The following is a 26,461-nucleotide window of genomic DNA, read 5'->3' on the forward strand; positions in this document are numbered from 1 at the left end:
GCTCGTGCCTGTGGACGACCTGGCAGCGACGAACCGAACGGACGGCGAGAAGGGTGCGGCCGACGCCTCGGCCGCACCCGGCGCGGACGCTGGGCCCATGCCCGGCGGCCGGGCCCAGCCCAAGACCGACAAGAGCGAGGCGACCCGGGCGCTGATCCTGGAGACGGCCATGCGGCTGTTCCAGGAACGGGGCTACGAGAAAACCACCATGCGAGCCATCGCCACCGAGGCGGGCGTCTCGGTGGGCAACGCCTACTACTACTTCTCCGCCAAGGAATTCCTGATCCAGGGGTTCTACGACCGGATGACCCACGACCACGCGGCCGAGGCCAGGCAACGCATGGCCCACACCCGGGACTTCGCCGAGCGCCTGGAGGTCGCGCTGACCTCCTGGCTCGACACGGCCGCGCCGTACCACGAGTTCGCCGCGCAGTTCTTCCGCACGGCGGCCGACCCGACCAGCTCGCTGAGCCCGTTCTCCAACGAGTCCCACCCGGCGCGGGCAACCGCCGTGGAGCTGTTCCGTGACGTGCTCCAGGGCTCGGACCTGGCGCCGAAGCTGGACACCGAACTGGTCGAGCTGCTGCCCGACGTGCTCTGGCTGCACCTCATGGTCGTGGTCCTCTACTGGGTCTTCGACCGGACCGAGGACACCGAGCGGACCAGGGAGTTCGTCCGCCGCTCCACCCCGATGGCGGCTCGGGTGATCAACCTCTCGCGCTACCGGGTGTTCCGGCCGATCGTCCGTGACGCCAAGGGCCTCATCCATGATTTCATCCTGCCCACCATCGGGAAGACCGTCGTCAAGTAGGCGCGGGGGCACCTGAGTTGCGAAGGCCGGAGGCCGGCCCGCGGTGTGCGGGCCGGCCTCCGGCGCCGCTCCTGGCACTGGCGCTCCTGGCGCTGGCATTTCTGGCACCGGCGTTCCTGGCACTGCCGTTCCTGGCGCCGGCGTTCCGGCCGCTCAGAAGTCGGTCGGCGTCCAGGCCCGCAGCGGCGTGCGCAGCAGCAGGTCGGCGGCGGCCGCCGCACCCGGGCACAGCTCGGTCACCAGACCGGCCGCGGCCAGCCGCGGGACCGTCTCGGCGCCCAGCTGGAGCGAGCCCAACTCCGAAGCGTCCAGGGCGAGATCGGCGTCGTCGGTGGTTCGGACGCAGCGGCCGGTGCCGTTCTCGGCGACCTCGATCGCGAAGCGGCCGGAGGCGTAGCCGAGCTTGTCCTCGACCTCCAGCACCACCCGGCCGGGCGCACCGTACGAGCGGGCGCCGAAGGCGGCCTCGACGTCCAGCAGTCGCAGCCACATCGCGTCGCAGTTGCCCTTGCGCGGGGTGGCCGCGCGCGGGTCCTGGAGCAGCAGCGGCAGCGGGTCGTCCGGGGCGAGACCCTCCACCACGACCCTGCGCACCCAGTCGACGCTCAGCACCAGGCGCCACAGCTCGACGGCGGTGGGCAGGTCGAGGGCGATGAACTCGTCCACGGTGAGCGTGGCGTCGGGGTTGGCGCCGTCCCACTTGTTCTCGACCCGGTAGACGACCATCCCGGTGACCGCGCCGTCGGCGTCCCGGTGGACGGCGGTGAACGGCTCCTTGAAGCTGTCGCCCGGCACCTGGATCCGGTTGGTGCGGCGCTCCCACCAGACCTCGTTGCGGGTGATCGCGCCCGGCTGGGTGAGCCGCCAGCGGTCGTACAGCTCGGCTCCGAGTTCGGCGTGCTGGGCCAGGGTCACGAAGTCGGTCCGGCCGCCGGGCACGCCCGGCAGGCCCTCGCGCAGACCCCGGGTGCGGCTCAGGTCGATGTCCCAGCCGCCGGCGCGGGTGGCCGGGCCGAAGCCGAACCGGCCGTAGATGTTGTACTCGGCGGCCATCAGGACGGCGACGGCGCAGCCGCGCTCGGCGGCCGCGGCGAGGTCGCGTCGCATCATCGCGCTGAGCAGGCCCCGGCGGCGGTGGGTGGCGCTGACCGTGACGTTGGTGATCGCGTCGGCCCGGACCACGGCTCCGCCGGGCACGGTGAGTTCGACGTCGAAGCTGCGGAAGGTGGCGATCTGCCGGTCCCCGTCGAAGCCGGCCACCATCCGGCCCGGCTGCCACTGCCGGCGGCGCAGGTCCAGCGCGACGCCCGCGAACGGGCGCAGGAAGCCGAAGTTCAGCGCCCGGTTCCACTCCTCCACTTCGTCCACGGATACGGCCCGGATCTGGATCCCGTCGACGGTCTCGGAGGCCGTGTGATCAGTGTCGTTGTGCATCCGGCCACGGTACGGGCGGCGTCCGGGGAGGAGCATCCCAATTAATCCGTGTCCGACCCCCGGCGGTGCTCGCCCGGCGTCACCACCCAGTGGTTGGTGCGCAGGACGCGGTCCCCGAAGCCGAGGTCCCGCTCGCCGAGCAGCCGGAAGCCGAGCGCGCGGCAGATCCCGTTGGACGGTCCGTTGGTGGTCCCCGGGTTGGCGTGCACCTCGCCCCAGCGGCCGTCCGCCGCCGCGGCGTCCAGCACCCGGCGGACCGCCGCCTTGGCCAGGCCGCGGCCCTGGAACCCGGGCAGCACCATCCAGCCGATCTCGGAGACGGTCACGCCGTCCTCCTCGTCCTGCCAGAGCGTCACCACGCCCGCCGCCTCGCCGCCGTCGGCCCCGTCGGTGTCGGCCGTGGCGCCGTCGGCCCCGTCAGTGTCGGCCGTGGCGGCATCAATCCCGGCGGCGTCCGGCACGATCACCTTGATCCAGGCGCTGTCCTCCGCCACCAGCCGGAGGTCCTTGCGCAGCCGCGCCTCCACCTGCTCCCTGGGCAGCGGGCCACCCAGTTCGGCCATCATCGCCTCGTCGCAGCGCATCCGGACGTACGCCTCGACGTCACCCGCTGCCACGTTCCTCAGCCGCACGGTGCCTCCTCACGAGTGGTCGGAGCGGCCACGCTAACGGAGGCCACCGACACCGGCGGCCGGGACGGCGGGTGGCGGCAGACCGGGACGGCGGGATGGCGGCGGGCCGGTGTTCACTGGTCGGTGGACCGTTCCCGCCCGGTGAGGAGGCCGAGGGCCGTGACCAGGTACGTGATCACCCCTGAGGTGGCCCTGCGACTGGTCGAGCACGGCGCGCCGCGTACCTGGCGCTGACCCGACTGCAGGCCGACGCCCTGGTCACCCTGGACCCGGCGCCGGCGGCGGCCGCGGCGGGCGTGGTCCCGCTCGCCCCGTTCGAGGAGCTCACCGGGGCTCAGGACAAGGCCTACGGTCGGGCGTAGTAGTCCGGGGTGCCCATGATCCAGAGGCTGGCCTGCTTGACCGGCATGCCGACCCGCGGGGCCTCGATCATCTGGTCGTCGCCGATGTAGAGGCCGACGTGGTGGATGTCGGCGGAACGGCCGGTGTCGGTCCAGAAGACCAGGTCGCCGGGGCGCAGCTGGCGGTAGCTGACCGGGGTGGACTGGGCGTACTGGTCGGCGGCGAAGTGGTTGAGCTGCTTGCCGCCCTCGCGCCAGGCCATCATGGTCAGCCCGGAGCAGTCGTAGCCCTCCGGCCCCTCGCCGCCCCAGATATAGGGCAGGCCGATCTTGGACCGGGCGAAGGCGATCGCGGCGGCCGCGCCCTCGGCCGACCAGGGGCGGGAGTCGGGCGGCGGCGCCTGGGTCCTGGCGGCCTCGGCCGCGGCGGCTTCGGCCTCGCGGGCGGCCTGGTCGGCGGCGGCCCGGGCGGCCGCCTCGGCCTCGCGGGCGGCGATCGCCTCCAGGGCCTCGTGCCGCTTGCGCTCCAGCTCGACGGTGGTGTTGCGGGCGGCGGCGAGTTCGGCGAGCAGCTGCTCCCGGTGCCGGCCGGCCGCGGCGGCCTCGGTCCGCTGGGCGGCGAGCCGCTGTTCGGCCCTGGTCCTGGCCGCGCCGACCTCGGTCGCGGCCTTCTCGGCGGCCGCGGTGGCGGTGCGGGCGGCGGCGGAGGCGGCACGGGCGGCGGCGGCCGTGGAGGTGGCAGCGTCCAAGATCTGCCGGGTGCGTTCGCTGACCACGCCGACCACGGCGGCGCGGGCGCCCGCCTCGTGCGGGCCGTGGGCGCCGAGCAGGGCGTTGAGGGCGGAGAGTTCGGCGCCCGCGCCCTGCCGGTACGTTTCGGCGGCGAGCCGGGCGGCGTCCTCGGCGGCTTCGGAGCGTTGGGCCTCGGCGGCGGCCGCGCGCCGGTTGGCGGCGGCCTCCTCGGCGCGGGCCCGGGTGAGGGCCAGCTGGGCGCCGTTGTAGGCCTCGACGGCCTGTTCGGCGCCGCGGGCGGCCCGGTCGAGTTCGGTGCGGGCGGCGGTGAGCGCGGTCTCCAGCGCGGCGGCGGAGGCGGCCTTGCCGTCGGCCTCGGCGCGGGAGCGGTCGATCTCCTCGGTGGAGGGGTACGGGTCCTGACCGGCCGGGGGCGCGCCGGCCGCCGGTTCGGCCTGCACCGGGGCGGGCTGCCCCGGTTCCGGCTGCACCGGGGCGGCCTGGGCGCCGGGGAGCAGCCCGAGCAGGGCGGTGAGGGACAACAGGAGGGTCGGCAGGATCCTGCGCGCCACGAGACATCCCTTCTCACGGGTCCGGAGGGGACGACGGCGGAGGCCGGGCGGCACGCGGCCTCCGGGGCTGCGGTCGGGGCGGCAGGGGATCCGACGAATCATCCCATCACATGACAGAACGGTCACTCGCCGATCATGTTCTCAACTCCGAGGGTTTTCACACCTCGAACGCGCTCCGCCGGCCGGGTGACCATCCGATGATCCGACCGGGCGTCACCGCCACCCAGGCGCACAAGGTATACGAACTAGCGGTGGATCCGGCGGGTCTTCGTCCGTAGGCGGGGGTGTCGGCCGGGGCGGCGTTCCAGACCGGTCGGGCCGACCGCGTACGTCCGGCTGCGCCCGGCGCGGACCGTACGGCGGCGCTGCCGGGCCCCGGCCGAGTGGGCCGGCACGCCCCCGGAGGGCCCCTCGGACGGTTGCGGGTGCGCCGCCGGCGCCTTCGACGGCGCCCCGGCGACCGCGGCCGAGCGGCGGTCGGCCAGCCGCGCCTGGCGGCGGGCCAGGGCCCGGGCGGCGTGCGCGTCGAGGTGGGCGGAGGCCCTGGCGGCCATCCGCTCGGCGACCCGGTGGGCGGCCGGGTGGTTGGCGGGCACCTTGTCCGGCGCGCCGGCGATCAGGTCGAAGAGCCAGGTGCGGGCCCGGTCCGCACGCCCGTGCAGCAGGCGTTCGCGCCGCAGCGCCCGCGCCCGGCGGCGGGGGCGCGTGGTGTACCGCCAGCGGGCCCACGGGCTGCTCGGGCGGGCCAGCCGGATCGCGCCGATCCAGGACAGGCCGGGGACCATGATCCCGAGCAGACCCGTCCACACCTTGCCCTTGAGCAGGGTGATCACCGAGGCCAGCGCGTTCACCGAGATGACGGTGATCAGGCCCCACCGGGTGTCCTCGCCGGGCACCACGCCGAGCGGCACGTACCCGATCAGCAGCAGGGCGGTGAACAGGATGCCGAAGATCACCGCGTCCACCGACTTGCGGCCCTGCTCGCTCCAGTACACGTCGTCCAGGTGCAGGATCAGCGCGAACTCGTCCAGCACCAGGCCGCAGCCGATGCCGAAGGCCAGCCCGAACCAGTCGATCCACGGGGTGTCGCCGTAGGTGGCGAACACCCCGATGCCGCCGACCAGCAGAAAGCCCAGGCCGAACACCATGTGGTGGATGTGCAGGCCGCCGGGCGTGACGTTGCCGGGCCACCAGCGCACCTTGGCGCGGATCATCCGCACGCTGAACCGGATGAAGACGAAGGAGGTGATGAAGCCGACCAGCAGCAGGAACAGCGGTTGCTTGTGCGTGTTGACGATGTGCTCGCGGTAGCTGTCCAGCATGGTCGTCATGGGTCTTACCTTCGTTCCTGGTCCTGCGTCCTGCCTGCCGTGACATGGCCCGGGGCCCAACAGCCGCCCAACACGGATCCCGCTCGGAATCCGCCACCGGGCTCAACGCGCGGTCAGAACCCCCGGGTGCGCTTGGCCGCCCGGCGCGGCATCGCCGGGTAGAGCGAGGGCAGCTCGGCGCCCACCGGCAGTTTCAGGAACAGCCGGGCGATCTCCCCGCCGAGGTTCACCCCGATGGCCAGCGCCATCGCGATCGCGGCCGCCCGGAACACCGACACCAGGCCGGTGCTGGAGTGCCCCTGGGCGAAGGCCAGCATCCCGAGGTAGAGCGCCGAACCGGGCATCAGCGGGCCGATCGCGGCGGTGACGTACGGCAGCGCCGAGCCGTTCCGGGCCCGCGCCATCAGCTGGCCGAACAGGCCGACCAGGCCGGCCGCCACCCCGGTGGCCGCGATCGGGTTGACGTGCGCGTTGTACACCAGCGCGCCGTAGCTGGCCCAGCCGATGCCGCTGTTGAGGGTGACCAGGGCGAGGGTGCGGCGGTCGGTCTGCAGCAGGGTGGCGAAGGCCAGGGTCAGCACCATCGCGGCGACCATCTGGACCGGCGGGTAGCTGATGCCGACCAGGCTCTCGTCCGGCTTGAGCTTGGCCTCGAAGCCGACACCCAGGTAGAGGATCATGATCACGCCGATCACGATGCCCGCGACCAGGTAGATCACTTCCAGCAGCCGGGCCGCGGCGGTGATGTAGAAGCCGGTCAGGCCGTCCTGGACGGCGGCGACCAGGGCGCGCCCGGGCAGCAGGGCGAACAGGCCACCGGTGATCACCACCGAGCCGCGCAGGCCCCAGTCGTTGAAGGACAGGATGATCCCGGACGCGGCGGCCGGCATCGCGGCCGCCACGAACTGGTAGAACTCCGGCAGCCTGCGCCTGGCCAGCGCCGAGGCCAGCCGGTCGCCGAGCACGGCCGCGACGAAGGCGCTGCCGAAGACCAGCCAGGCCTTGTCGTCGAGCCGTCCGCCGACCAGGAAGGTCGCCGCACCGGCCAGCAGACCGGTGGTCAGGGCGAGGAACCAGGCCGGGTACGGGTGCCGGTTGCGGCGGATCGCGGCGAGCCGGCGGTAGGCGTCGTTGACCGTCACCTGCTCCGCGGTGATGTCCGCCACCAGCTGGTAGACCGCGTTCAGCCGGGTGTAGTCGGAGGTGCGGCGGCGCACCACCCGGTCGGCGGTGACCGGCGGCTCGACCAGCGAGGGCTGGTGTGAGATGCCGATCAGGGTGAAGGTGACCTGCGGCTCGCAGCGGTCCAGCCGGTAGGCGTGCGCGATGCCGAGCATGGCCGCCTCGACGTCCTCGGCGGCCTCGCCGCTGGCCAGCAGCAGCTCGCCGATGCGCAGCGTCAGGTCGAGGATGCGGGGGACGTTGCGGGCGACGGCCGCCGAGGGGTGCATCTCGCGGGCGGTGCGCTCGAAGGCGGGGCGCTCGGACATCGGGGTGCGCAGCAGGGTGCGCATCCGGTCCGGCCAGGGCGCCTCGCCGGGGGCGCCGGCGGTCAGCTCGGGGATCGGGATGCCGGTGGGCGGGGTGTAGCCGGCGGCGCGCCACTCCTCGGGGGTGAGGGTGTCCTCGGCGACCGAGCGGCGGCGCGGCGGGCGGGCGGGCGCGGGGCGCTCGGGGTGCTCACGGCGCTCGCCGCGCTCAGGGTGCTCGCCGCGCTCGAGGGCCGGGTGCCCGGTCGGCGGCTCCCCGGGGACAGCGTCCCGGGGGCGCAGGTCGATGGTCAGCTCGGGGTGCGGCTCCGGCGGCGCCCCGGCCCCGGCGCCGGGCTCGGGCGCGGGCTCGGGGGTCAGCAGGCCCTTGGTCTCCGTCACGGGCGGGACCAGCGGCACCACGGTGGTGGGCTCGACGACCGGGGCCGGGTAGCCGAGCAGGCCCTCGGTGGGCGGCGCGTCGGCGGGGTGCACCGGCTTCGGCGGTGTCTGCCGTACCTGGCGGACCGCCCGGCCTCCCCTCGCCCGCTTGCCCGAACCCGGTCGGCCCCGCTTAGGCACTTCCGCTCCTCGCCACCCCTGGTGGCCGTCCGGCCACCGTTCGATCTCCGGATACACCTTGCCTGATCGAACAGCCGGACGCACATGTACGCGACGTCCGGCGGCGGCGCTCCCGGGCGCCTACCCGGCGCGCCGGCCCGCGGTGTCGCGTGCTCCGGAACGGCGGGCCCGGAGCAGTTCGACCGCCACCGGGACCACGGAGAGCAGCACGATCCCGACCAGGATGGCCTCGATGTTGTCCCGGACGAAGGGGATCCGGCCCAGGAAGTAGCCGAGCACGGTGACCCCGGCGCCCCACAGCACCCCGCCGACCACGTTGAACAGCACGAAGCCGCGGTAGTTCATCCTGCTCACCCCGGCGACGATCGGGGTGAAGGTGCGCACGATCGGCACGAAGCGGGCCAGCACGATCGCCTTGGGGCCGTGCCGGTCGAAGAAGGCGGCGGCCTTCTCGACGTTCTCCTGCTTGAACACCCTGGAGTCGGGGCGGCGGAACAGGCCCGGCCCGACCTTCCGGCCGAACAGGTAGCCGACCTGGTCCCCGGCGATCGCGGCCAGCACGATCAGCGCGCAGACCAGCCAGAGCGGCTGGTGCAGGTAGGTCCCGCCGGCCACCAGCAGGCCGGTGGTGAACAGCAGCGAGTCGCCCGGGAGGAAGAAGCCGATCAGCAGGCCGGACTCGGCGAAGACGATGGCCAGGATCCCGATCAGGCCGAAGGTGGAGATCAGGGTGGTCGGATCGAGCCAGGACGGGCCGAGGGCGATGCTGGTCACGGTGCGGGCGCTCCTGGAGGGGTCGAGTCTTGGCAATGCAAAGGTAAAGCAATGACAAAGACTCGCCAGGGGTGACGATGGTTCCCCGCCCGGCCCGGCGGTGCGGACCGGGCGCTGGGTAGGGGACCGGGCGGGGAGCCGGGCGGCTCAGAGGTCGTAGCGCTCGACGATCCCGGTGTGCCGGCCGAGGTCCGCCCCGGCCGCGTCGGCCAGGTCGAGCCAGGCCAGCGGGTGCGCCCAGTCGGCGGTGAGCCGGTGCAGCAGCGCGTCGGCCGCCTCCGCCGAGGCGGTCGGCGGGACGCCGAGCGCGGCGTAGATGCCGGGCAGCGAGCCGTCGTCCTCCGCCGGGTCGGTGATCCGGTACTGCTCCCCGCTGTACGCCCAGACCGCGTAGCCGGCCGCCCGCAGGTCGTCCCGGAAGCCGGACCAGGCCTCGTCGCCGGGCCAGGCGCCGTCGATCCAGTACGTGGTGAAGCCCGCCGGGTCGAGCAGGGTCAGCAGGGCGAAGACGGGACGCCAGCTCGCCCGCTCCTGCTCCGGGGCGTCCTCGGCCGGCGGGGCCTCCAGCAGGGCCGGGGCGAAGACCACCACGTCGCCGTGGTTGAGCGTCAGGTCGTCGCCGAGCACCGGCAGGATCCGGGCGGTGGCCGGGCCGGTGCGGACGGCGGGCAGGTCGGCGGTCGAACCGTTGGTGCGGGTGGCGCGGACGGTGACCAGCTGCCACTCCTCGTCCACCGGGCCCTCGGGCTCGTCGAACTCGATGCCGATCCGGGCGCCGGTGGAGCGGACCACGGCCCAGTCCCGGTTGGCGGTGGCCGCGGTGATCAGGTGCCAGAGGTCGGACTCCTGGACCGTCCGGTGGAGCTGCTCCTCCCCCGCCTCCTCGGCGGGCAGGGCGTGCTCCAGCAGCTCCTGGTAGAGACGCTGGGCGGTGGCGTGGTCGCCCAGTTCGGTGGCGGCGGCCGCGGCCAGCCGGCGGGTGTTGATCCGGTTCGCCTCCAGCGCCAGGATCGCCCCGCACTGCTCCAGCACCTCGGCCCAGCGGCCCTCGGCGGCGGCCCAGCGGGCGCGGATCCAGTGCGCGTCGGCCGGGGCGGTCGCGGCCAGCCGGTCGGCGAGCCGGCGGATCCCCTCGGCGTCCCCGGACTCGATCAGCAACTGGCCGAGCGTGCCGACCAGTTGCTCGCTGCCCGGGTCGGCGTCCAGTCGCCGCCACAGCAGGTCGGCGGCGGCCCGGGCGTGGCCCAGCCCGCCGAGCACGGTGGCCAGCGGCACGGCCAGCCCGGTGGCGCCGGCGGGCTCGCCCCGGTACCGCTCCAGGGCGACGGCGAGCAGGTCCGCGCCGGGCTCGACCGGCATCTCGGCCTCGGCCAGGTACGCCGCCAGCTCGCCGGGCGGGACGGGCAGCTCGGGCACCGGCAGCGCCTCGGCAGCCGTACGCAGGGCTGCGACCTCCCCGGCCACGCCCTCGGTGCGGCGCAGCTGGGCCAGCTTGCGCTCCCCGGTGGCCGCGAGGGTGAGCGCCACCGTACGGGCGCCGCGGGCGAGGGCCAGCCGGCCCGCGGCCAGCAGCAGGTCCACGCAGGGGCGGTGCGAACCGGTGGCGTCCAGGTAGCCGACCCAGCCGGCCAGCACGGCGCCCAGTTCGGCGTCGTTCTCCCAGGCCCCGGCCGCGACCAGCAGCTCGACCGTCCGGGTCCAGGTCTCGCGCAGGTCGGCGTGCCGCTCGGCCTCGGCCCGGGCGGGCAGCAGGGCGAGCGCCTCCGGCGTGCGCCCGAGCGAGGCGAGCGCGCGGGCCCGCAGCAGGGCGCCCCAGCGCCGGTCGCTCTCGTCGAGCTCCTCGCCCCGGGCCCTGGCGGTCCGGTCGGTGGTGTCCAGCAGGGCGAGCACCTCCTCGTGCCGGCCCAGCAGGTGCAGGGTGCCGGCCCGGGCGCGGTGGAAGCGCAGCGAGACCTGCTGGCCGGCCGCCTGCATCCGGGCGGCGGCGGTGTCCAGGTGGGCGAGCGCGTCGGCGGCCCGACCGTCGTCCTCCAGGGCGTCGGAGTACTCGCGGGAGAGGCAGTCGAAGCAGGCCCGGCCGGGCTCGATCCGGTCCAGCGTCTCGCCGACCACCTCCAGGCGCTCGGTCACGTACCCGGGGCCGTCGACCCGGGCGTGGCAGATCGCGAAGTCCTGTACCACGCAGACGGACTGCGGGCAGCCGGCCGTCTCCTCCCGGTGGGCGAACTCCAGCAGGTCGACCGCCTCGGGCATCACCGACTCGCCCTGCTGGCGCTTGTTCAGCAGGTTCTGCATCCGCCAGTGCCGCAGGTAGACCTCGACCCAGGGCAGGCCGAGGGCCCGCGCGGCGGCGACCGCCTCCGGGAAGACCGCGTCGAGCTGCTCGTTGCGGCCCTCGGTGGCGTGTTCGGGCAGCTCGTACATCGCGTCGGCGAGCCGCGCGTGGCCGGCTTCGCGCAGCTGCTGGTGGGTGTCGCGCACCCAGGCCCAGATGTCGGTGGTCATGGCTGGTCCCCCTGTGTCGTGCTGGTGTGTGGTCTGGCGCGGGCCGCTGACGGTCCGGCCGGCCGAAGGCCCGTCGGTGTGCCCGCTGGAGCCTCTGCCGGGCCGCCGTCCGTCACGCCTCGTCCCGGAGCGCGCCGGGGCTGTCCGGGACGTCCGGCAGGCCGGCCGGGACGGCGGCGGTGAGGGCGGAGACAGCGGTGCCGATGCCGGCCAGCGCGGCGCCGAGGTCCCCCTCGGCGGGGCCGGTGGAGGCCGCCGCCATGATCACCTTGAGCGAGCGGAGCAGCCCGGCCGCGGTGGCGCTGCCGGTGTGCCCGGTGCGGTAGGCGGCGAGCAGGTCCCGTACGGCCGGGCAGTCCAGGTTGAGGTAGAGCCGGGCCTTGACCGCGCCGTCGGTGCGGGCGGTGAACGCCCGGGCCAGCCGCAGCGCGGCGGACGGGATCCGGGCGTCGGCCTGGTCGTCCTCGATCCGAGCCTTCAACTCGGCCTCCCGGTCGGGCACCAGGACCAGCGGCAGGCCGGGCGGGTCGAAGCGGGCCGGGACGAGCTGCTCGCCCTGGTCGGCGAGGGCGCCGGACAGCCAGGCCGCCTCCTCGGGCGGCAGCGGGCGCTCAGGGTCCCGGAACAGCTCCCGGTTGCCCTGCTCGCTGCCCAGCTCGACCAGCCGGCAGCCGCGCAACTGGGCGTAGCGGCGCAGGAACGGCAGTACGGCGTAGCGGTCGCCGCGGGCGATCGGGACGCGCATCGCCCGGTACAGCATCTCCTCGAAGCCGCCGCCGCTGCCGAGCGCGACGTGCACCGCGCCCCCGCCGGCCGCCCGCAGGCCGCCCGCGGTGAGGTCGCCCTGCGAGGTGGGCACCGGGACGTCGTCGGCGAGCAGGGTGAACAGCCGGTCGTCGCAGAGCGCGGCGCCGAGCAGCTCCTGGCCGTGCCGGGTGAGGATCCGGCGCCAGACGGCGGGCCGCAGCCGGGCCGTCTCGTACAAGCCGTCCACGACGGCGTCGGCGAGGGCCCGTTGCAGCGCGCGGTAGTGCTCGTCGCGCTGGAGGTCCTCGCGGCTGGCGGTGGGGGTGAGCCGGCTGGACTCGATCACGCCGCCGATGAAGCCGGCCCAGCTGGGCAGCAGGTCGCGGGCGTCCTCGGCGAGCAGCATGCCGCGCAGGTAGACGGCGAGGTCGCGGTTGTCGCTGCTGCCGTAGGAGCCGCCGTCCTGGACCCAGAGCAGGCCGACCGCGTCGGTGGCGCCGTCGGCCGGAGCCTCGGCCGTACCGTCGGCCGTACCGTCGGCCGCGGCGTCCCCCGGGACGGGCAGCACCGGGAAGGCGGTGAGCGGCTCGAAGCGGCGGCCGAAGGCGGTGGCGAAGCGCATCCGGGCGGCGTACTGGTCGCCTTCGACACGCCGGCGCCAGGGCACCTGGACGGCGTTGACGGGCCGTTCGTCGTCGCCGACGTAGACCGGTACGGGCAGCAGGACGCAGTAGCGGCCGAGGACTTCGCGCAGGGCGTGCTCGTCGGCGAGGTGGGCGTGCTCGGCCTTGAGCGCCAGCTCGACGACGGTGCCGGGCTCCGGGCGGGCGGGGACCGGGTCGACCCGGTACTGCTCGCCGCCGCGGCTGCGGTAGCGGTGGCCGAGCCCCGGTTCGCGGTGCGAGGTGGTGGTGACGGTCACCTCGTCGGCGACCGAGAAGGCGGAGAGGAAGCCCAGGCCGAAGGCGCCGATCAGCTCCTGGTTCCCGGTCAGTTCGCGCAGCATCCGGGTGTAGCCGGTGCCGACGGTGGCGAGGTAGGCGTGGATCTCCGGTTCGGTGAGGCCGGCCCCGGTGTCCTCGATGGCGACGGTCCGCCGCGCGGCGTCGGCGCGCACCCGGATCCGCGGCCGGTGCTCGCCGTCCGGGTCCTCCAGGAGCCGGCGGGTGTGCGAGTCGTGGGCGTTCTGGACGAGTTCGCGCAGGGCGACCAGGGGCGTGGAGTAGAGGTGGGTGGCGAGGACGTTCACCAGGCCGCCGAGGTCGACCTCGGTGGTGCGCACGTCGTCGGTCGGGGTGGGCTCGGCGGGGGTGGGCTCGGTCGGGGCACCTTCAGACATGGGTCCTCAGTGTGCCAGTGCGACAATCCGTCGACCATTTCTTTCTATGCATCAGACGGAATGACGGATTCTGGTCAATGCGGAATTGACCGCTCCCCCACCATCGAGGGAAATGCCACCCGTTTGGTGGAGTTCGTCCACGTCACTGGTGAATGCTGAGCGTGCGACGTCAGGCAACGGCGCTACGGAGCGGCCACTCCGGATCGCGCCACATTCGCACCTCCAGCTCAGGGAGACCAGCGTGTCCCGTATTCGCGCAGCCGCCGCCGTCACCGCCCTCGGGGCCTTCCTCCTCGTCGGCGTCGGCGCCGCCACCGCGCACGCCGACAACGGCGCCGGCGCGACCGACCACTCCAACGGCAGCGTCGTGAGCAACGTCGGCTCCGGCAACGTCATCGGCACCGTCAACGGCAACGTGGTCAACACCCAGCAGACCGCCACCGGGTCGGGGGCGAGCAACCAGAACAACGGCCTCGCCGTGGCGGGCAACGGCGGGAACGTCGGCGCCCTCCAGGGCAACGGCAACTTCGACGCCCGGGTCTACTACCCGCACGTCCTCTACTAGCCGGGCCGACCGGGTCCGCGTCCGGTCGCACCGCACGGGGCCGGGTGCCCGCCGCCGTTCCGACGGTGGCGGGCGCCCGGCCCGCCCCGTCTCCTGGGTGCTCCCGGGCTAGGCGTCCACGCCCAGCACCGCCCGGCCGATCCGCCGCAGGCAGTCGCCGAGGTCGGGCCGGGCACTGTACGGACGGTTCCGCACCCCGTCGTTGACCAGCGAGAACAGCGCGTGCACCCGGATCCGGGCGGTCACCGCGTCGTACTCCGGGCGCACCTGCCGGAGCAGCCCCACCCAGGTGCGCAGGAAGTCCCGCCGGAAGTCCACCGCGGCCCGGCGGTCCGGCGGGGCCAGCCGCTCGGTCTCGCTCAGCATCGCCCCCAGGTAGTCGCCGTTGCGCAGCGCGAAGTCGACGTACGCGCCCAGCCCGGCCGCCAGCGCCTCCGCCGGCCCGGCGGCCGTCGAGATCGCGCCGTCCACCTCGTGCCAGAGCCGCTCCCGGCTGCGCACCAGGGAGGCGGCGAGCAGCTGGGCCTTGCTGTCGAAGTGCCGGTACACGCTCGGGCCGGAGATGCCGACGGCGGCGCCGAGTTGATCGGTGCTGACGTTGTCGAAGCCGCGCTGGTGGAACAGCCGGACGGCGGCCGCGAGCAGCTCCTCCCGACGGGCCTGCGGCCTCGGCCGGGGCGCCTCGCCGGTGGGCAGCGAGGGGCCGGGGGCGGTGTCGTCCAGGGGGACCGCGAGCACGGCCGCGACCAGTTCGCGCAGCAGCGCCTCGGCCCGGCGGGGCTGCGGGGCGACCGACTGGTAGGACAGCCCGGCGCAGCCGGAGAGCGCCGACCAGCAGAGCAACTCGGCGTCCGGGGCGGAGAGTTCCGGCCGCTCGGCGCGCAGCACGGCGGCCATCAGGGCGACGTCCGCGCGGAGTTCGCGGCGCAGTGCGGCCCGGCGGGCCGGCGGCAGCAGTCGGGCGTCGCGCTGCACCAGGGTGCCGAGCGGGCGGTGGGCGACCGCCACCGCGGCCAGCGCGGCGCCGAGTTCGGTGGTGCTGCCGGCCGCGCGCAGGCCCTCGGCGAGCGCGTCCAGGCCCAACCGGACGGCGCGGTCCAGCAGTTCGGGCTTGCCGCGGAAGTGCCGGTAGAGGGCGGGCGCGGTGATGCCCACCCCGGCCGCGACCTCGGTCATCGAGACCTGGTGGTAGCCGCTGCGGTGGAAGCGGTCGGCGGCCACGGCGAGGATCTGGGCGCGCCGCCCGGGCGGCCTTCGGACCACCATCGCGCACCTCCCCGCATCCGTCCCGAGCTCCGCCCGAAGGCTAGCAAGGATTCACTTGGCCGCCGCGTCGAGCAGCGTTCCCGGGCCCGATCCCCGGGCCCGATTCCCGAGCGCCGACGCTGGACAGTCGAGGCTACCCGGGATTAACTTGTCGGGCCACCACCTGGCACGTTCCGCCTCCGCCGGCCCTCCGGCCGGCACCGTCGAAGGGAGCGCCGCCGTGCGCCGCACCGTGTTCAACGAGGACCACGAGGCCTTCCGGGAGACCATCCGGGACTTCATCGCCAACGAGGTCGTCCCGGTCTACGAGAGCTGGGAGGCCGCCGGCCACCCGCCCCGCGACTTCTACCGCCAGCTCGGCGCACTCGGCGTCTACGGCATCGAGGTGCCGGAGGAGTACGGCGGCGCCGGCGAGAGCGGGTTCAAGTACCAGGCGGTGATCGCCGAGGAGACCGCCCGCGCGGGGGTGAGCTTCGGCTCCTCCGGCGTGCACACCGGGCTGGTGCTGCCGTACCTGCTGGAGTACGCCAACGAGGAGCAGAAGCGGCGCTGGCTGCCCGGCTTCGTCTCCGGCGACATCATGACCGCGATCGCGATGACCGAGCCGGGGGCCGGCTCCGACCTCGCGGGCATCACCACCACCGCCCGGCTCTCCGAGGACGGCACCCACTACGTCCTGAACGGTGCCAAGACCTTCATCACCGGCGGCGTGCTGGCCGACCTGGTCCTGGTGGTCGCCCGCACCGCCCCGTACGACCCGGAGAACCGCCGGGCCGGGCTCTCCATCCTCTGCGTGGACACCACCTCGCCGGGCTACTCGGTCGGGCGCAAGCTGCAGAAGATCGGCCTGCGCACCTCGGACACCGCCGAGTTGGCGTTCGTCGACGTCAAGGTGCCGGTGGAGGACCTGCTCGGCGAGGAGGGCCAGGCCTTCTCGTACCTGACCCACAACCTGGTGCAGGAGCGGCTGGCGATCGCGGTCGGCGCGTACGCGGCGGCCGCGGCGGCGGTGCGGTTCGCGCTGCAGTACGTCAAGGACCGCAAGGTGTTCGGCAAGGCGGTGGCCGAGTTCCAGAACACCAAGTTCACCCTGGCCGACTGCCAGGCCCAGGTGCTGGCGCAGCAGTCGATGGTGGACCGGGCGCTGGAGCTCTACCAGGACGGCGAGTTGAGCGTCGCGGACGCGGCCGCCGCGAAGCTGTTCTGCACCGAGTCGGCCTCCACCGTGATCGACAAGTGCCTCCAGCTGCACGGCGGTTACGGCTACATCCTGGAGTACCCGATCGCCCGGCTCTACACCGACAACCGGGTGTTCCGGATCTACGGCGGGACCAGCGAGGTCATGCGCAGCATCATCGCCAAGTCCCTGGGGCTGTAGCGGCGCCCCGGGACCCCGGAACCGCGGCGGGCCGCACCCCCATGGCGGCCCGCCGCACCCGTTCGGGCGTACGGGCGCTGCGGGCGTGAGGCGGTCGTACGGGCGCGCGGTCGGACGGGCGCTGCGGTCGGACGGGCGCGCGGGTGCTCAGTTGTACAGGCGCGCGCGGGTGCTCAGTTGGGCGAGCCGTGTTCCGCGCGCCAGGCCTCCCAGCCGGCCGAGGAGGCCACCTTCGCCTCGTGCAGGGCCCGTTGGGCGAGCGCGCCCGGCGGGGTCTCCAAGCTGCGCACCCAGTCGCGGCCCGCGGTGAACAGCGCCGCGCACACCAGCGCCGCCCCGGCCGCGCCGAGCACCGAGCCGATGCCGGTCAGCACCACACCGCCGGCCAGCAGCGAGCGGTTGACCTGGAGTCCGTTCAAGATCTTCTGGTTGGTCGCCATGCCTCCACGATGCGGGCAGTCGGCGGGGCCTGCACCTCGGGCGGCCCGCTCCGGGCCCCTCCCGGGTGCGCACGGCCACTCCGTCCGCCAGCCTGGGCACACGACCCGGGCCCCGGCACAGGAGGAGGCGGCGCGATGCCCGATCTCGAACGGCTCGCCGTGGAGCACGCCGCCCGGGCGGCGGAAGGCCCGCACGGGCGCAGCGCCCATCTGGTGCTGCACGACGGGGTGCTGCGGCAGACCGTGATCGCCCTGACCGCCGGCACCGCGCTGGACGAGCACACCCCGCCCACCGCGGGGAGCGTCCAGGTGCTGCGCGGCCGGGTCTCGTTGACCATCGCCGGGCGGCGGGTGGAGCTGGCCGCGGGCGAGCTGGAGCCCGTGCCGCAGGAGCGGCACGGGCTGTTGGCCCACGTCGACTCGGTGGTGCTGCTGACCGCCGTCACCGCGTAGCGCCCGTCACGGCGTTGCGCCGGCCCGCAGCACGCTGTCGCTGACCAGCCGGAGCCCGCGCAGGAACTCCTGGCCGGTCGGCGCCTGGTCGGGCGCGGCGAGCCACTGGGCGACGTAGCCGGCCAGCAGGATCTGGTAGAAGGTGCCGCGGGCGAGCTCCTCCTCGTTGTCCGGGACCTCGGGAAGCCCCTGGAACACGGCGGCGAGCCCGAGCCGCCCCTCCTTCTGCGCGTCCCCGAAGGCCTTCGCCAGCTCCGGGTTGTGCCCGGCCAGGGCGAGCGCCTCGAACTGCGCGGCCCAGAGCCCCCGGTGCTCGACGAAGACGTCCCGGAGGCCGTTCCAGGCGGCGGCGAAGCGCAGCCCCGGGTCGTCCGACACCTGGTTGGCGCCGTACACCACCACCCCCAGGGCCTCACCCATCTCGCCGATCGCCTCGATCATCGCGGCGTTGAGCAGCGCGTCCTTCGAGCCGAAGTGGTAGCCGATCGCGGCCAGGCTGACGCCCGAGGCGTTCGCGATGTCGCGGGCCGTGGTGCGTCCGTAGCCCTTCTCGTACAGGCAGTGCTTGGCGCCGGCCATCAGGTCTTCACGGTTTCCCATGCCCCCGATCCTACGGAACATCTGTACAGATGTCTTGCACGGACGTCTCGGTCGCACGTACGTCTCGGACGAGTGTCTCGTACGGACGTCTTGGACAATCGATTTAGACATCTGTACTAGACAAGCGTCTGAAACGCTCGTACCGTCTTCCTCATGACCGCAACCACCGGCCGCGCAGGCCGCCGTGAATGGACCGGCCTGGCCGTCCTCCTGCTCCCGACCCTGGTCCTCTCCATGGACATGGGCGTGCTGTTCTTCGCCGTCCCGTACATCTCCACCGAGCTGGCCCCCAGCGGCACCCAGCAGCTGTGGATCATGGACATGTACTCGTTCCTGCTGGCCGGACTGCTCATCACGATGGGCGCGCTGGGCGACCGGATCGGCCGCCGCCGGCTGCTGATGATCGGTGCCGCGGGCTTCACCGGCGCCTCGCTGCTGGCCGCCTGGTCCGGCAGTGCCGAACAGCTGATCGCCGCCCGCGCGCTCCTCGGCGTCGCCGGGGCCACCGTGATGCCCTCGACCCTCGCGCTGATCCGCAACATGTTCCACGACCCCAAGCAGCGGCAGGTCGCCCTCGGCGCCTGGGGCGGCGTCCTCACCGCCGGGGCCACCCTCGGCCCGGTCGCCGGCGGACTGCTGCTCGACCACTACTGGTGGGGCTCGGCCTTCCTGGTCGCCGTCCCGGTGATGCTCCTGGTGCTGCTGACCGCGCCCGTCCTGCTGCCCGAGTACCGCACCGCCGCCCTCCCGCGGCCTTCGGCCGGGGGTACGGGTACCCCCGTCGGCCGCTTCGACCTGCCCGGTGCCGCGCTCTCGCTCGCCGCGATCCTCCCCCTGGTCTACGGCGTCAAGACCCTCGCCGTGGACGGCTGGAACCCGCTCCCCGCCCTCGCCGCCGCGGCCGGGCTGCTGTTCACCGGCGCCTTCGTGTGGCGCCAGCGCACCGCCGCGAACCCGCTGATCGACCTGGGCCTGTTCCGGATCCGCACCTTCAGCGGGGCGATCAGCGTCAACACCCTCGCCATGTTCGCGATGATGGGCTTCGCCCTCTTCACCTCCCAGTACCTCCAACTGGTCAAGGGCATGAGCCCGTTCACCGCCTCGCTCTGGTCGCTGGTGCCCAGCGTCGGTGTCGGCGCGGCGATCGGGATCAGCTCGGCGCTGGCCGGCAAGGTCCGCCCGGCGGCCCTGATGGGCGGCGGCTTCGTGGTCGGCGCCGTCGGCTTCGCGATGATGACCCAGGTCGGCCCGCACTCCCCGCTGGCGCTCATCCTCACCGCGGCGGGCGTACTGGCCGCGGGCACCGTCGGCACCATGACGATGACCGCCGAGATGGTCGTCTCGGCCGCCCCCGCCGAGCAGGCCGGTGCCGCCTCCGCCACCTCCGAGACCGCCGTCGAACTCGGCAGCTCGCTCGGCATCGCCCTGCTGGGCGCGGCGGGTGCCGCGATCTACCGCCACCAGCTGGACGGCGCCCTCCCGGCGGGCGTCGACGGCACGGCCGCCGGTACCGCGCGGGACACCCTCGGCGGCGCCGTCTCCGTCGCGGCCCACCTGCCCGGCCGGCTCGGCCCGGACCTGCTGGAGACCGCCCGCGGCGCCTTCACGGACGGCCTGCACGTCGCCGCCGTCGTCGGCCTGGTCTTCGCCCTCGGCGCCGCCGTCCTGGCCCACCGCCTGCTGCGCCACCTGCCCACCACCACGGCCCCGGCCCCGGCACCCGCCCCCACCCCGGAGCAGCAGCCCGCCGCCGTCTGACCCACCGCACGGCCCCGATCCACGCGAGTCATCGAGAGCCCCCGCCCACCCGGGCGGGGGCTCTCCGCCGTCCGGGGCAAGCCAGGACGCCCCGAACGGGAACCCGACGGCGCGCGGGACGGCGCAAGGACGGGACGGGGCGGAACGGCACGGCGTCGGCACCGGACGGCACGGCGTCGGCCGCGCAAAACCCCGGGTGCAGGGCGGGCGGCCGTGCCAGGGTGAGGGCCATGGGGACTGAACACGAACGGGTGCGCGGGAGTTACGACGCGGTGGCGGAGGAGTACCTGGGGCGGATCGGGGGTGAGTTGGCGCACAAGGTGGTGGACCGGGCGCTGCTGGGGGCCGTCGTGGAGGAGGCCGCCGGCGGGCTGGTGGCGGACCTGGGGTGCGGTCCGGGGCACGTGGCGGGGTGGCTGACCGAACAGGGCGCGCGGGTGGTCGGGATCGACCTGTCGCCGCGGATGGTCGAACTGGCCGCGCGCGAGCACCCGCGCGCCGAGTTCCGCACCGGGGACCTGCTCGCACTGCCCGCCGCCGACGGCGAGTTCGCGGCGGCCGTGGCCCTGTACTCGGTGATCCACCTGGAGCCCGACGAGCTGCTGCCCGCCTTCGCCGAGATGCTGCGGGTGCTGCGGCCCGGCGGGCTGCTGCTGGTCTCCTTCCACCTGGGCGAGGAGGTGCGGCACCTGGAGGAGTGGTGGGGCCATGACGTCGACGTGGACTTCCACTTCCTGCGGACCGACGCCGTCGCCGCCCGTCTCGCCGAGGCCGGGTTCGCCGTCGAGGCCCGGCTGGAGCGGGACGGCCTGCCCGAGGAGGCCGACACCCGGCGCGGCTACCTGCTGGCGCGGCGGCCGCGCTGACCGTCCACCCGGGGGTGGAGGCCGCTGCGTCCACCCCCGGGTGCGTGTCCCGACGGCGCGGCCGGGGGACCGTGGAGGCGTGGTCCGCGACCGTCAGGAGCCTCCCATGTCCCTGCCGTCCCTCCTCTCCCTGCTCGGCGTCCTCTGCTGGGTCGGCTACGAGCTGCTGCTGCGCCGCCGCGAGGACAGCGCGGCCGGCAGCTGGCGCGCGGACAACCGCGACCGCGGCTCGACCCGGCTGCTGCTCGCCTGCTACGTCGCGTCCGTCCTGGTGGTGGTGCTGTTCGACCGCGCCGGCCTCGGCCTGCTGCCCACCGGGCCGCGCTGGTCCGGGGTCGCGCTGGTCGTCGCCGGGCTGGCCCTGCGCGGCTGGGGCATGCGCACCCTGGGCCGCTACTACACCCGCACCCTGCGGACCGTGGACACCCAGCACGTGGTCCGCGGCGGCCCGTACCGGCTGATCCGCCATCCCGGTTACGCGGGCAGCCTGCTGGTCTGGTCCGGCTACGCGCTCGGCACCGGCAGCTGGGCGGCGGCGCTGCTGGTCACGGCCCTGCTGCTCGGCGCGTACGGCTGGCGGATCGCCGCCGAGGAGCGGCTGCTGCTCGGCGCCTTCGGCCCCGCGTACGCGGACTACCAGCGGGTTTCCAAGCGGCTGGTCCCGTTCGTCTACTGATGGGCCACTGACGGCTCGAACGGCGGGAATCGTCGGAACGGCCCTCTCCGTCCGCTCCAACGGCACCTGGTTTTCGGCCAGCGTTTCCCGGCCGGTGTATCCGTTCGGCGTGAGGGCCAGGCATACTGGCCAGCAGGGCCTAGCGCCCTCCGTGACTCTAGACAAGAAGGGACCGGTGGCCAGGGATGCTGCGGAACGGTCTTGAGCCCTGGCACATCTTGGTGGTGCTGGCGGTCGTAGTCCTGCTGTTCGGATCGAAGAAGCTGCCGGAGATGGCCCGTGGCCTCGGCAAGTCGATGCGCATTCTGAAGGCGGAGACCAAGGCGATGCGCGAGGACGGCGGCGAGCAGGCGGACGCCGGCACCGCGCAGAGCACGGCTGCCCCCCAGCAGGCCGCCGACCGCCCGGCCGTCACGCCGACCAACGTGACGAAGAGCGCCGAGGCGAAGCGCCCCGAGACGACCGCCTGAGTCGTCCGAGCTCCGCTGTCGAGCCCCCCGGTGGATTTCCACCGGGGGGCTCGACGCTTTCCCCGGGCCGCCTCGCCCCGGCGGAGCAGTCGGACGGGCGGGGCGGGCCCGGGTGGACCAGGCTGGGCGGGATGTCCGAGAACCCTCCTCTCCCGTCGGCCGACCTCCGGGCCATGGCGTGGCTGCTGGGCGCGTTCACGCTGCTGACGGTCGGGTACTTCACGCTGCCCCTTGAGTGGTTCGGTGACCGGCGTCCGGTGCTGAGCTGGACGGTCTTCGTGGCGGCGCTGGCCGGGTTGAGCTGGCTGATGCTGGCGAAGATCGTCGGGGTGATACGGGGGACGGCGAAGCGGCCGGTGGCCTGGCTGGCCTTCCTCATCTTCCTGGCGATGATCATCTTCTCGGCGACGTACTACGTGCTGGGCGCGCACAAGGCCGAGTTCGCGGGGCTGGAGACGCGGCTGGACGCGCTCTACTTCACCGTGGTGACGATGGCGACGGTGGGATACGGCGACATCACCCCGGCGGGGCAGACGGCGCGGCTCGTGGTGGTGCTGCAGATCGGGTACAACTTCGTGTTCCTCGCGGCGGCAGCCGGGACGGCCTCCCGGGCAATCCGCGGGAACGTGGAACGACGGATCCGGCGCGACAGGTGAGGGCCGCGGTGGCCCGCCCGGCCCGTCAGTCGTCCCCGTCGGACGCGGGCGGGGCCGCGCGGAGGGCGGTGACGACACCCAGGGCGACGGTCGCGAGCGCGAGCGCGAGGAGGGTGGCGAAGGCCGCCGCGATCAGGAATCGCACGGGGCGCCCCACTGGCGTTCGGCTTCGAGGAGGAGGGACAGGAGGTTCAGCAGCGTCGACGCGGGCGCCGTGTTGAAGCAGACCAGGACGCGGCCGTCGAGGGTCCGGTCGGTCTCGATGGAGGGGAAGAGCAGGCCGAACTTACGGCCGCGCTGCTGGAGTTCGGCGATCAGCGTACGGATGTGCTCGTCGGTGCAGGCCCGGACCCGGGGATCGGTCGGCAGCAGCGGGCGGCGGGGGAGGGACATCAGGCGGCGTCCAGGTCGCACTCGAACCAGATGACCTTGCCGCGCTCCTGCGGGTCGACGCCCCACCGGTGGGTGAGGCCGGCGACCAGCTGGAGGCCCCGGCCGGACTCGGCGAGGAGGTCGAGGGGCCGCGGGTCGGGGAGCGCGGGGCTCTCGTCGGCGACGGAGACCCGGAGGGTGTTGTGGAGGAAGAGGATCTCGGTGACCGGCGCGGGGGTGTCGCCGTGCAGCCAGGCGTTCACGAGGAGCTCACCGAGGGCGAGTTCGGCCTCGAAGGTGGCGGAGGGGTGCCACCCGGCGCGGACCATCGCGTTGCGGAGGGACTGGCGGGAGAGGGCGAGGGAGGGCGTGTTGAGGTGACGCATGGGAGAACTCCCGGGCGTGTGTGGGATGGAGAACCGGCGGATACGTCGCCGTGAACCAGGCCATGGAAGAAGACATGGCTGCTCTGCGGTGCTTGCCAGCAAGCATTACTGACGATCCGTCGGATCGAGGTGACATCGACCATAGCCCACCGAAGTCACATGTGATTCCAAGTCCGGATAACTTCACTCTCAAGTGGACCCCGCCCCGACCGGGCGGCAGACTTGGGCCACATCGGCAAGGAAGGAACCAATGCCGCCGCGAGTCAGCCCGACACTCCGTCAACGCCGCATCGGCACCGAACTCCGGAAGATGCGCGAGGCCGCCGGCCTGTCGACCGGCGCCCTCGCCCGAGACCTCGGCATCGACCGGACCCAGGTCAGTCAGATAGAGGCCGCCAAGGTTGGCGTGAGCCCGGAGCGCCTCCGATCCTTCGCCGCCGCATGCAAGTGCATGAACGAGCCGCTGATCGACGCGCTGGAGGTCATGGTCCAGGACCGCTCGAAGGGCTGGTGGGAGGACTACCGCGGCACCATCCCGGACGGGTTCCTCGAAGTCGCCGAACTGGAGAAGACCTCGGAGAGCCTGATGCTGTGGGTTCTCACCCACATGCCCGGCCCGTGTCAGACGATCGCTTACGCTTCGTCAATGTTCGGACGATCGATCCCGCCCGTCCCCCGGCACGAGCTGGAAGTCCGGACCGCGTTCAGAATGCGCCGCAAGGCAGATCTCCGCCGCGACCAGAAGCCCATGACCTTCTTCATCTACGAGTCGGCTCTGTGGACCCGCTTCGGAGGCGTGGAGATCCTTCGGGAGCAGCTCGAATCCCTACTCGAAGACTCCGAGCAGCCGTGGATGACCGTCCGAGTCGTACCGTTCGACATCGACACCTTCCCCGGCGCCATTGAGAACCTGACCTACGCGTTCGGCAAGGTGTCCGAACTGGACACCGTGGAGGTGGAGTCCTCCCGTGGCCCTGTCTACATGGATGCCGTCAACGAGCTCACCTGCTACCGATCGATCTTCACTCGCACCGAATCGATCTCGTTGAGCGAGAGCAAGTCTCGTAGCCTGATTCGCAAGATCGCAAAGAGCCTATGAAAGGCCAACCATGACCTACACCGAGTGGCAGAAATCATCATTCAGCGGGTCCGGCAGCGAGTGTGTAGAGGTCCGCAAGGCCGACACCCTCATCGAACTCCGGGAGTCCGACGAAGCCGACACCATCCTCCGCACCACCCCCACGGCCCTCGCCGCCCTCCTCCACGGCCTCAAGGCAGGCGAGTTCGACCACCACGCCTAACCGCCCGGCGGCCCCTCGCGCGCTCGCGAGGGGCCGCACCGCATGCGGGAAGCCGCGCTCCGCGCAGCGGACTTGCAAGCCCTCGGGAATGAATCTCAGGATCTCGTGGCTGTCGATCAAGCCCGAGTGATCACAGCTTCTTTGCCCCGAGTGTCCACTTTTGAGGGAGTGTCAGCGATATGTCCGTCACACAGCCTGCTGCCGAGCGCGTGCGCGTCTCCGCGGAGCCCGACTGGTACGAGTCGGCCGGCATATCGCTCGGCATCCGGGTCGGAAACCTGGTCTTCACATCAGGTCAGGCGCCGATCGATGCCCAGGGCGCCACGGTCGGCCCCGGGGACTTCGAGACGCAAGCCCGTCAGGCGCTCGCGAATCTGTCGACGGTCCTCACGAACGCGGGCTCCAGCCTCGCCGACGTGGTCAAGGCGACCGTGTTCGTCACGGACATCGCGCAGCAGGACATCTTTGCCAAGTTGCGCGCGGAACACTTCCCGGACAAGCCGCACCTCGCGGAGTCGTTCGTAGAGGTCTCCTCACTCGCCAACCCTGAGTGGATGATCGAGATCGAGGCCATCGGACTCGTCCGGTGATGCCGGGTACTCGCAGGTGAAGGATGTAGGCCCTCTTGCCGAACCTCGTAGCCTCGCCCGGAAGTTCTTCAACGCGTTGATCCTCCGCTCAACTTCGTTCCTGCGCTTGTAGGTCGTCTTGTCGAAGGTCAGGGCAGGGCGTTGCCGGGGTCGTCCAGCCAGACGGATTGTGCGCCGTCCGGGGCGATGCTCACTCCGAACCGGCAGAGGTCCGGCTTGCCCTCCTCCAGCCACCACAGCCGGGCGCTGGTGATCTCGTCCCACAGCCGGCGCGGCCCGGACTGGCGGACGGCGTCCTCGGCGTCCCATCCGGCATCGCGGGCGGACGCCCACGAGCCCGCGCCGTCCGAGAGTTGCATGCGGTAGGTGCCGCTGGGGTCGGCCTCGTCCCAGACGTGTTCGTACCGGACGCCTGGTACCCGCAGGCCGATGGCGAAGGCCGCGTGAACGTCCTCCTCCGCGAGGTCGGGATCCATCAGGGACGGGCCTCGGTAGTCCGGCGTGCCGGAGGGGCCCGTCACAGCGTGGGGCCGCTGCGATCGCATCCACATGAAGCTGACGTTGCCGACGAACCGCCCGTGCGCCGGCTCGCCCGGCCTACCGACCACCAGGCGCAGCAGCCCGGCGTTGGCGTACGGGGTGCCCCACGGGGTGACGATCACGCCGCCGGGTCGGGTCTGCTCGATCCAGGCGGACGGCACCCGGCGGACGGCTGCCGTCGAATGGATGCGGTCGTAGGGGGCGCCTTGGGCCCACCCGGCGAGCCCGTCGCCGACCACGCACTCGGGTGCGAATCCGGCGGCCCGGAGTCTCCGCGCCGCCTCGGCGGCTACGGCCGGGTCCACCTCGATCGTCGTCACGTGCTCATCGCCGAGTCGGGCCGAGAGCAGAGCACTCGTCCATCCGGTTCCGGTGCCGATGTCGAGCACGTCGTACCCGTCGCTCACGTCCAGGTGGCGGAGCATGTCTGCGACCAGGGACGGCATGGATGCCGATGACGTGGCGATTCCGGGTCCGTCGTCGTCCCCGTCGTCCAGCTGTGTGACGACCACATCATCGGCATCGACCATGGCCCGCCAACCGTCCGGGTCATCGGACCGGGCGATCCGACGGTAGCCCGTCGGGGCATCGTCATCCGGGGCCCACACGGCGCCCGGGACGAACGCAGAGCGCGGGGCGCGCTCGAACGCGCCCCGCCACTCCTCGCCCAGCACGCCGGCCTCGGTCAGGTCGGTCAGCAACTGTGCGTAGTTGTCCATCAGTTGGCTCTCTTCTGCGTGGACTACTTCGTGTCCCCGGGCTCGCCGCCTTGCCGTCTCCGGGCATCCAACCACCGGTCCCCCGGCCGGAGTGGGAAGTCGACAACGCCGACTTCCTACTCCCTCCCGACCCGGTGGTTGGATGTCCGGATGAAC

The 26,461-nt window shown here is 73.2% G+C and carries 26 protein-coding genes and 1 pseudogene; 12 read left to right on the top strand and 15 right to left on the bottom strand.

Annotation, left to right across the window (positions count from 1 at the left end):
• Positions 1-10 precede the first annotated feature (10 nt).
• Positions 11-811, top strand: a complete 801-nt coding sequence (locus AB0F71_RS01560; RefSeq protein WP_360226378.1) for a TetR family transcriptional regulator — start codon at positions 11-13, stop codon at positions 809-811.
• A gap of 153 nt (positions 812-964) precedes the next feature.
• Here the strand turns inward: AB0F71_RS01560 and AB0F71_RS01565 are convergent, their stop codons facing one another.
• The 8 genes from AB0F71_RS01565 to AB0F71_RS01600 form a co-directional block, all read right to left on the bottom strand.
• Positions 965-2,245: a GNAT family N-acetyltransferase gene (locus AB0F71_RS01565; protein ID WP_360226381.1), complete on the bottom strand. Its 1,281-nt coding sequence runs from the start codon at positions 2,243-2,245 to the stop codon at positions 965-967.
• A gap of 41 nt (positions 2,246-2,286) precedes the next feature.
• A complete protein-coding gene (locus AB0F71_RS01570; protein WP_360226384.1) occupies positions 2,287-2,877 on the bottom strand; it encodes a GNAT family N-acetyltransferase in 591 nt (196 codons plus the stop codon).
• A gap of 346 nt (positions 2,878-3,223) precedes the next feature.
• Positions 3,224-4,522: a C40 family peptidase gene (locus tag AB0F71_RS01575; protein ID WP_360226387.1), complete on the bottom strand. Its 1,299-nt coding sequence runs from the start codon at positions 4,520-4,522 to the stop codon at positions 3,224-3,226.
• A 245-nt stretch (positions 4,523-4,767) separates the two neighbouring features.
• The gene (locus AB0F71_RS01580; protein ID WP_360226390.1) at positions 4,768-5,853 is read right to left on the bottom strand and encodes a hypothetical protein; all 1,086 of its coding nucleotides are present in this window, start codon (positions 5,851-5,853) and stop codon (positions 4,768-4,770) included.
• Between the two features lie 113 nt (positions 5,854-5,966).
• On the bottom strand, positions 5,967-7,904 hold the full coding sequence (locus tag AB0F71_RS01585; protein WP_360226393.1) for a threonine/serine exporter family protein: 1,938 nt from the start codon (positions 7,902-7,904) through the stop codon (positions 5,967-5,969).
• 120 nt (positions 7,905-8,024) lie between these two features.
• Positions 8,025-8,678 carry a VTT domain-containing protein gene (locus AB0F71_RS01590; protein WP_360226396.1) on the bottom strand — a complete coding sequence of 218 codons (654 nt, stop codon included), beginning with the start codon at positions 8,676-8,678 and terminating at the stop codon, positions 8,025-8,027.
• Between the two features lie 147 nt (positions 8,679-8,825).
• Positions 8,826-11,183 carry a hypothetical protein gene (locus AB0F71_RS01595; RefSeq protein WP_360226399.1) on the bottom strand — a complete coding sequence of 786 codons (2,358 nt, stop codon included), beginning with the start codon at positions 11,181-11,183 and terminating at the stop codon, positions 8,826-8,828.
• 112 nt (positions 11,184-11,295) lie between these two features.
• Positions 11,296-13,269 (bottom strand): ATP-binding protein, encoded by a 1,974-nt coding sequence (locus tag AB0F71_RS01600; RefSeq protein ID WP_360226402.1) that lies wholly within the window; start codon positions 13,267-13,269, stop codon positions 11,296-11,298.
• Between the two features lie 241 nt (positions 13,270-13,510).
• On the opposite strand from AB0F71_RS01600, the gene AB0F71_RS01605 reads away from it, so the two are divergent.
• On the top strand, positions 13,511-13,834 hold the full coding sequence (locus AB0F71_RS01605) for a hypothetical protein (protein ID WP_360226405.1): 324 nt from the start codon (positions 13,511-13,513) through the stop codon (positions 13,832-13,834).
• Between the two features lie 108 nt (positions 13,835-13,942).
• Here the strand turns inward: AB0F71_RS01605 and AB0F71_RS01610 are convergent, their stop codons facing one another.
• Positions 13,943-15,100 (bottom strand): TetR/AcrR family transcriptional regulator, encoded by a 1,158-nt coding sequence (locus AB0F71_RS01610; RefSeq protein WP_360226408.1) that lies wholly within the window; start codon positions 15,098-15,100, stop codon positions 13,943-13,945.
• 220 nt (positions 15,101-15,320) lie between these two features.
• Between AB0F71_RS01610 and AB0F71_RS01615 the strand changes: the two genes are divergently transcribed.
• Positions 15,321-16,478 carry an acyl-CoA dehydrogenase family protein gene (locus tag AB0F71_RS01615; RefSeq protein WP_360226411.1) on the top strand — a complete coding sequence of 386 codons (1,158 nt, stop codon included), beginning with the start codon at positions 15,321-15,323 and terminating at the stop codon, positions 16,476-16,478.
• A gap of 173 nt (positions 16,479-16,651) precedes the next feature.
• Here the strand turns inward: AB0F71_RS01615 and AB0F71_RS01620 are convergent, their stop codons facing one another.
• Entirely contained in the window at positions 16,652-16,918 is a 267-nt protein-coding gene (locus AB0F71_RS01620; protein WP_360226414.1) for a hypothetical protein, read from the bottom strand.
• 135 nt (positions 16,919-17,053) lie between these two features.
• Here AB0F71_RS01620 and AB0F71_RS01625 point away from each other — a divergent pair, with 135 nt between their 5' ends.
• On the top strand, positions 17,054-17,371 hold the full coding sequence (locus tag AB0F71_RS01625) for a cupin (protein WP_360226417.1): 318 nt from the start codon (positions 17,054-17,056) through the stop codon (positions 17,369-17,371).
• A 6-nt stretch (positions 17,372-17,377) separates the two neighbouring features.
• On the opposite strand, the gene AB0F71_RS01630 is transcribed toward AB0F71_RS01625, so the two are convergent.
• Positions 17,378-17,971 carry a TetR/AcrR family transcriptional regulator gene (locus tag AB0F71_RS01630; protein ID WP_360226420.1) on the bottom strand — a complete coding sequence of 198 codons (594 nt, stop codon included), beginning with the start codon at positions 17,969-17,971 and terminating at the stop codon, positions 17,378-17,380.
• A 153-nt stretch (positions 17,972-18,124) separates the two neighbouring features.
• Between AB0F71_RS01630 and AB0F71_RS01635 the strand changes: the two genes are divergently transcribed.
• The 5 genes from AB0F71_RS01635 to AB0F71_RS01655 all read left to right on the top strand — a co-directional run bounded on the left by AB0F71_RS01635 (position 18,125) and on the right by AB0F71_RS01655 (position 22,397).
• Positions 18,125-19,729: an MFS transporter gene (locus AB0F71_RS01635; protein ID WP_360226423.1), complete on the top strand. Its 1,605-nt coding sequence runs from the start codon at positions 18,125-18,127 to the stop codon at positions 19,727-19,729.
• Between the two features lie 230 nt (positions 19,730-19,959).
• Positions 19,960-20,595, top strand: a complete 636-nt coding sequence (locus tag AB0F71_RS01640) for a class I SAM-dependent methyltransferase (protein WP_360226426.1) — start codon at positions 19,960-19,962, stop codon at positions 20,593-20,595.
• A gap of 106 nt (positions 20,596-20,701) precedes the next feature.
• On the top strand, positions 20,702-21,271 hold the full coding sequence (locus tag AB0F71_RS01645; protein WP_360226429.1) for an isoprenylcysteine carboxylmethyltransferase family protein: 570 nt from the start codon (positions 20,702-20,704) through the stop codon (positions 21,269-21,271).
• A 185-nt stretch (positions 21,272-21,456) separates the two neighbouring features.
• Positions 21,457-21,741: a Sec-independent protein translocase subunit TatA gene (gene tatA / locus AB0F71_RS01650; RefSeq protein ID WP_360226432.1), complete on the top strand. Its 285-nt coding sequence runs from the start codon at positions 21,457-21,459 to the stop codon at positions 21,739-21,741.
• A gap of 131 nt (positions 21,742-21,872) precedes the next feature.
• Positions 21,873-22,397, top strand: a complete 525-nt coding sequence (locus AB0F71_RS01655) for an ion channel (protein WP_360226435.1) — start codon at positions 21,873-21,875, stop codon at positions 22,395-22,397.
• Between the two features lie 132 nt (positions 22,398-22,529).
• Here AB0F71_RS01655 and AB0F71_RS01660 read toward each other — a convergent pair whose 3' ends face one another.
• A complete protein-coding gene (locus tag AB0F71_RS01660) occupies positions 22,530-22,790 on the bottom strand; it encodes a hypothetical protein (RefSeq protein WP_360226438.1) in 261 nt (86 codons plus the stop codon).
• On the bottom strand, positions 22,790-23,155 hold the full coding sequence (locus AB0F71_RS01665) for an ATP-binding protein (RefSeq protein WP_360226441.1): 366 nt from the start codon (positions 23,153-23,155) through the stop codon (positions 22,790-22,792). Before AB0F71_RS01665 ends, AB0F71_RS01660 begins: the two co-directional genes overlap by 1 nt.
• A 250-nt stretch (positions 23,156-23,405) precedes the next feature.
• On the opposite strand from AB0F71_RS01665, the gene AB0F71_RS01670 reads away from it, so the two are divergent.
• From AB0F71_RS01670 to AB0F71_RS01680, 3 genes are all read left to right on the top strand, one after another.
• Positions 23,406-24,254 (top strand): helix-turn-helix transcriptional regulator, encoded by an 849-nt coding sequence (locus tag AB0F71_RS01670; protein WP_360226444.1) that lies wholly within the window; start codon positions 23,406-23,408, stop codon positions 24,252-24,254.
• A 10-nt stretch (positions 24,255-24,264) separates the two neighbouring features.
• Positions 24,265-24,456, top strand: coding sequence for a DUF397 domain-containing protein (locus AB0F71_RS01675; protein ID WP_360226447.1), 192 nt, complete (start codon positions 24,265-24,267; stop codon positions 24,454-24,456).
• 179 nt (positions 24,457-24,635) lie between these two features.
• Complete coding sequence (locus AB0F71_RS01680) at positions 24,636-25,046, top strand: RidA family protein (RefSeq protein ID WP_360226450.1); 411 nt, start codon at positions 24,636-24,638, stop codon at positions 25,044-25,046.
• A gap of 16 nt (positions 25,047-25,062) precedes the next feature.
• On the opposite strand, the pseudogene AB0F71_RS01685 reads toward AB0F71_RS01680, so the two are convergent.
• Positions 25,063-25,187 (bottom strand): annotated as a pseudogene (locus AB0F71_RS01685) (IS5/IS1182 family transposase); the annotation flags it as partial.
• Positions 25,175-26,305 (bottom strand): methyltransferase domain-containing protein, encoded by a 1,131-nt coding sequence (locus tag AB0F71_RS01690; RefSeq protein ID WP_360226453.1) that lies wholly within the window; start codon positions 26,303-26,305, stop codon positions 25,175-25,177. The gene AB0F71_RS01690 and the pseudogene AB0F71_RS01685, both read right to left, overlap by 13 nt.
• Between the last annotated feature and the right edge of the window lie 156 nt (positions 26,306-26,461).

Origin of the sequence: Kitasatospora sp. NPDC028055 (assembly GCF_040637885.1) — a bacterium.
GTDB lineage: Bacteria > Actinomycetota > Actinomycetes > Streptomycetales > Streptomycetaceae > Kitasatospora.

What these genes read in the sequence shown, in the direction of transcription:
- AB0F71_RS01670 (WP_360226444.1), top strand. Translation starts at nt 23,406, where the DNA reads ATGCCGCCGCGAGTCAGCCCGACACTCCGTCAACGCCGCATCGGCACC.
- AB0F71_RS01690 (WP_360226453.1), bottom strand. Translation starts at nt 26,305, where the DNA reads ATGGACAACTACGCACAGTTGCTGACCGACCTGACCGAGGCCGGCGTG.
- AB0F71_RS01580 (WP_360226390.1), bottom strand. Translation starts at nt 5,853, where the DNA reads ATGACGACCATGCTGGACAGCTACCGCGAGCACATCGTCAACACGCAC.
- tatA (WP_360226432.1), top strand. Translation starts at nt 21,457, where the DNA reads ATGCTGCGGAACGGTCTTGAGCCCTGGCACATCTTGGTGGTGCTGGCG.
- AB0F71_RS01655 (WP_360226435.1), top strand. Translation starts at nt 21,873, where the DNA reads ATGTCCGAGAACCCTCCTCTCCCGTCGGCCGACCTCCGGGCCATGGCG.
- AB0F71_RS01565 (WP_360226381.1), bottom strand. Translation starts at nt 2,245, where the DNA reads ATGCACAACGACACTGATCACACGGCCTCCGAGACCGTCGACGGGATC.
- AB0F71_RS01635 (WP_360226423.1), top strand. Translation starts at nt 18,125, where the DNA reads ATGACCGCAACCACCGGCCGCGCAGGCCGCCGTGAATGGACCGGCCTG.
- AB0F71_RS01595 (WP_360226399.1), bottom strand. Translation starts at nt 11,183, where the DNA reads ATGACCACCGACATCTGGGCCTGGGTGCGCGACACCCACCAGCAGCTG.
- AB0F71_RS01610 (WP_360226408.1), bottom strand. Translation starts at nt 15,100, where the DNA reads ATGGTGGTCCGAAGGCCGCCCGGGCGGCGCGCCCAGATCCTCGCCGTG.
- AB0F71_RS01665 (WP_360226441.1), bottom strand. Translation starts at nt 23,155, where the DNA reads ATGCGTCACCTCAACACGCCCTCCCTCGCCCTCTCCCGCCAGTCCCTC.
- AB0F71_RS01625 (WP_360226417.1), top strand. Translation starts at nt 17,054, where the DNA reads ATGCCCGATCTCGAACGGCTCGCCGTGGAGCACGCCGCCCGGGCGGCG.
- AB0F71_RS01620 (WP_360226414.1), bottom strand. Translation starts at nt 16,918, where the DNA reads ATGGCGACCAACCAGAAGATCTTGAACGGACTCCAGGTCAACCGCTCG.
- AB0F71_RS01675 (WP_360226447.1), top strand. Translation starts at nt 24,265, where the DNA reads ATGACCTACACCGAGTGGCAGAAATCATCATTCAGCGGGTCCGGCAGC.
- AB0F71_RS01645 (WP_360226429.1), top strand. Translation starts at nt 20,702, where the DNA reads ATGTCCCTGCCGTCCCTCCTCTCCCTGCTCGGCGTCCTCTGCTGGGTC.
- AB0F71_RS01630 (WP_360226420.1), bottom strand. Translation starts at nt 17,971, where the DNA reads ATGGGAAACCGTGAAGACCTGATGGCCGGCGCCAAGCACTGCCTGTAC.
- AB0F71_RS01680 (WP_360226450.1), top strand. Translation starts at nt 24,636, where the DNA reads ATGTCCGTCACACAGCCTGCTGCCGAGCGCGTGCGCGTCTCCGCGGAG.
- AB0F71_RS01600 (WP_360226402.1), bottom strand. Translation starts at nt 13,269, where the DNA reads ATGTCTGAAGGTGCCCCGACCGAGCCCACCCCCGCCGAGCCCACCCCG.
- AB0F71_RS01640 (WP_360226426.1), top strand. Translation starts at nt 19,960, where the DNA reads ATGGGGACTGAACACGAACGGGTGCGCGGGAGTTACGACGCGGTGGCG.
- AB0F71_RS01660 (WP_360226438.1), bottom strand. Translation starts at nt 22,790, where the DNA reads ATGTCCCTCCCCCGCCGCCCGCTGCTGCCGACCGATCCCCGGGTCCGG.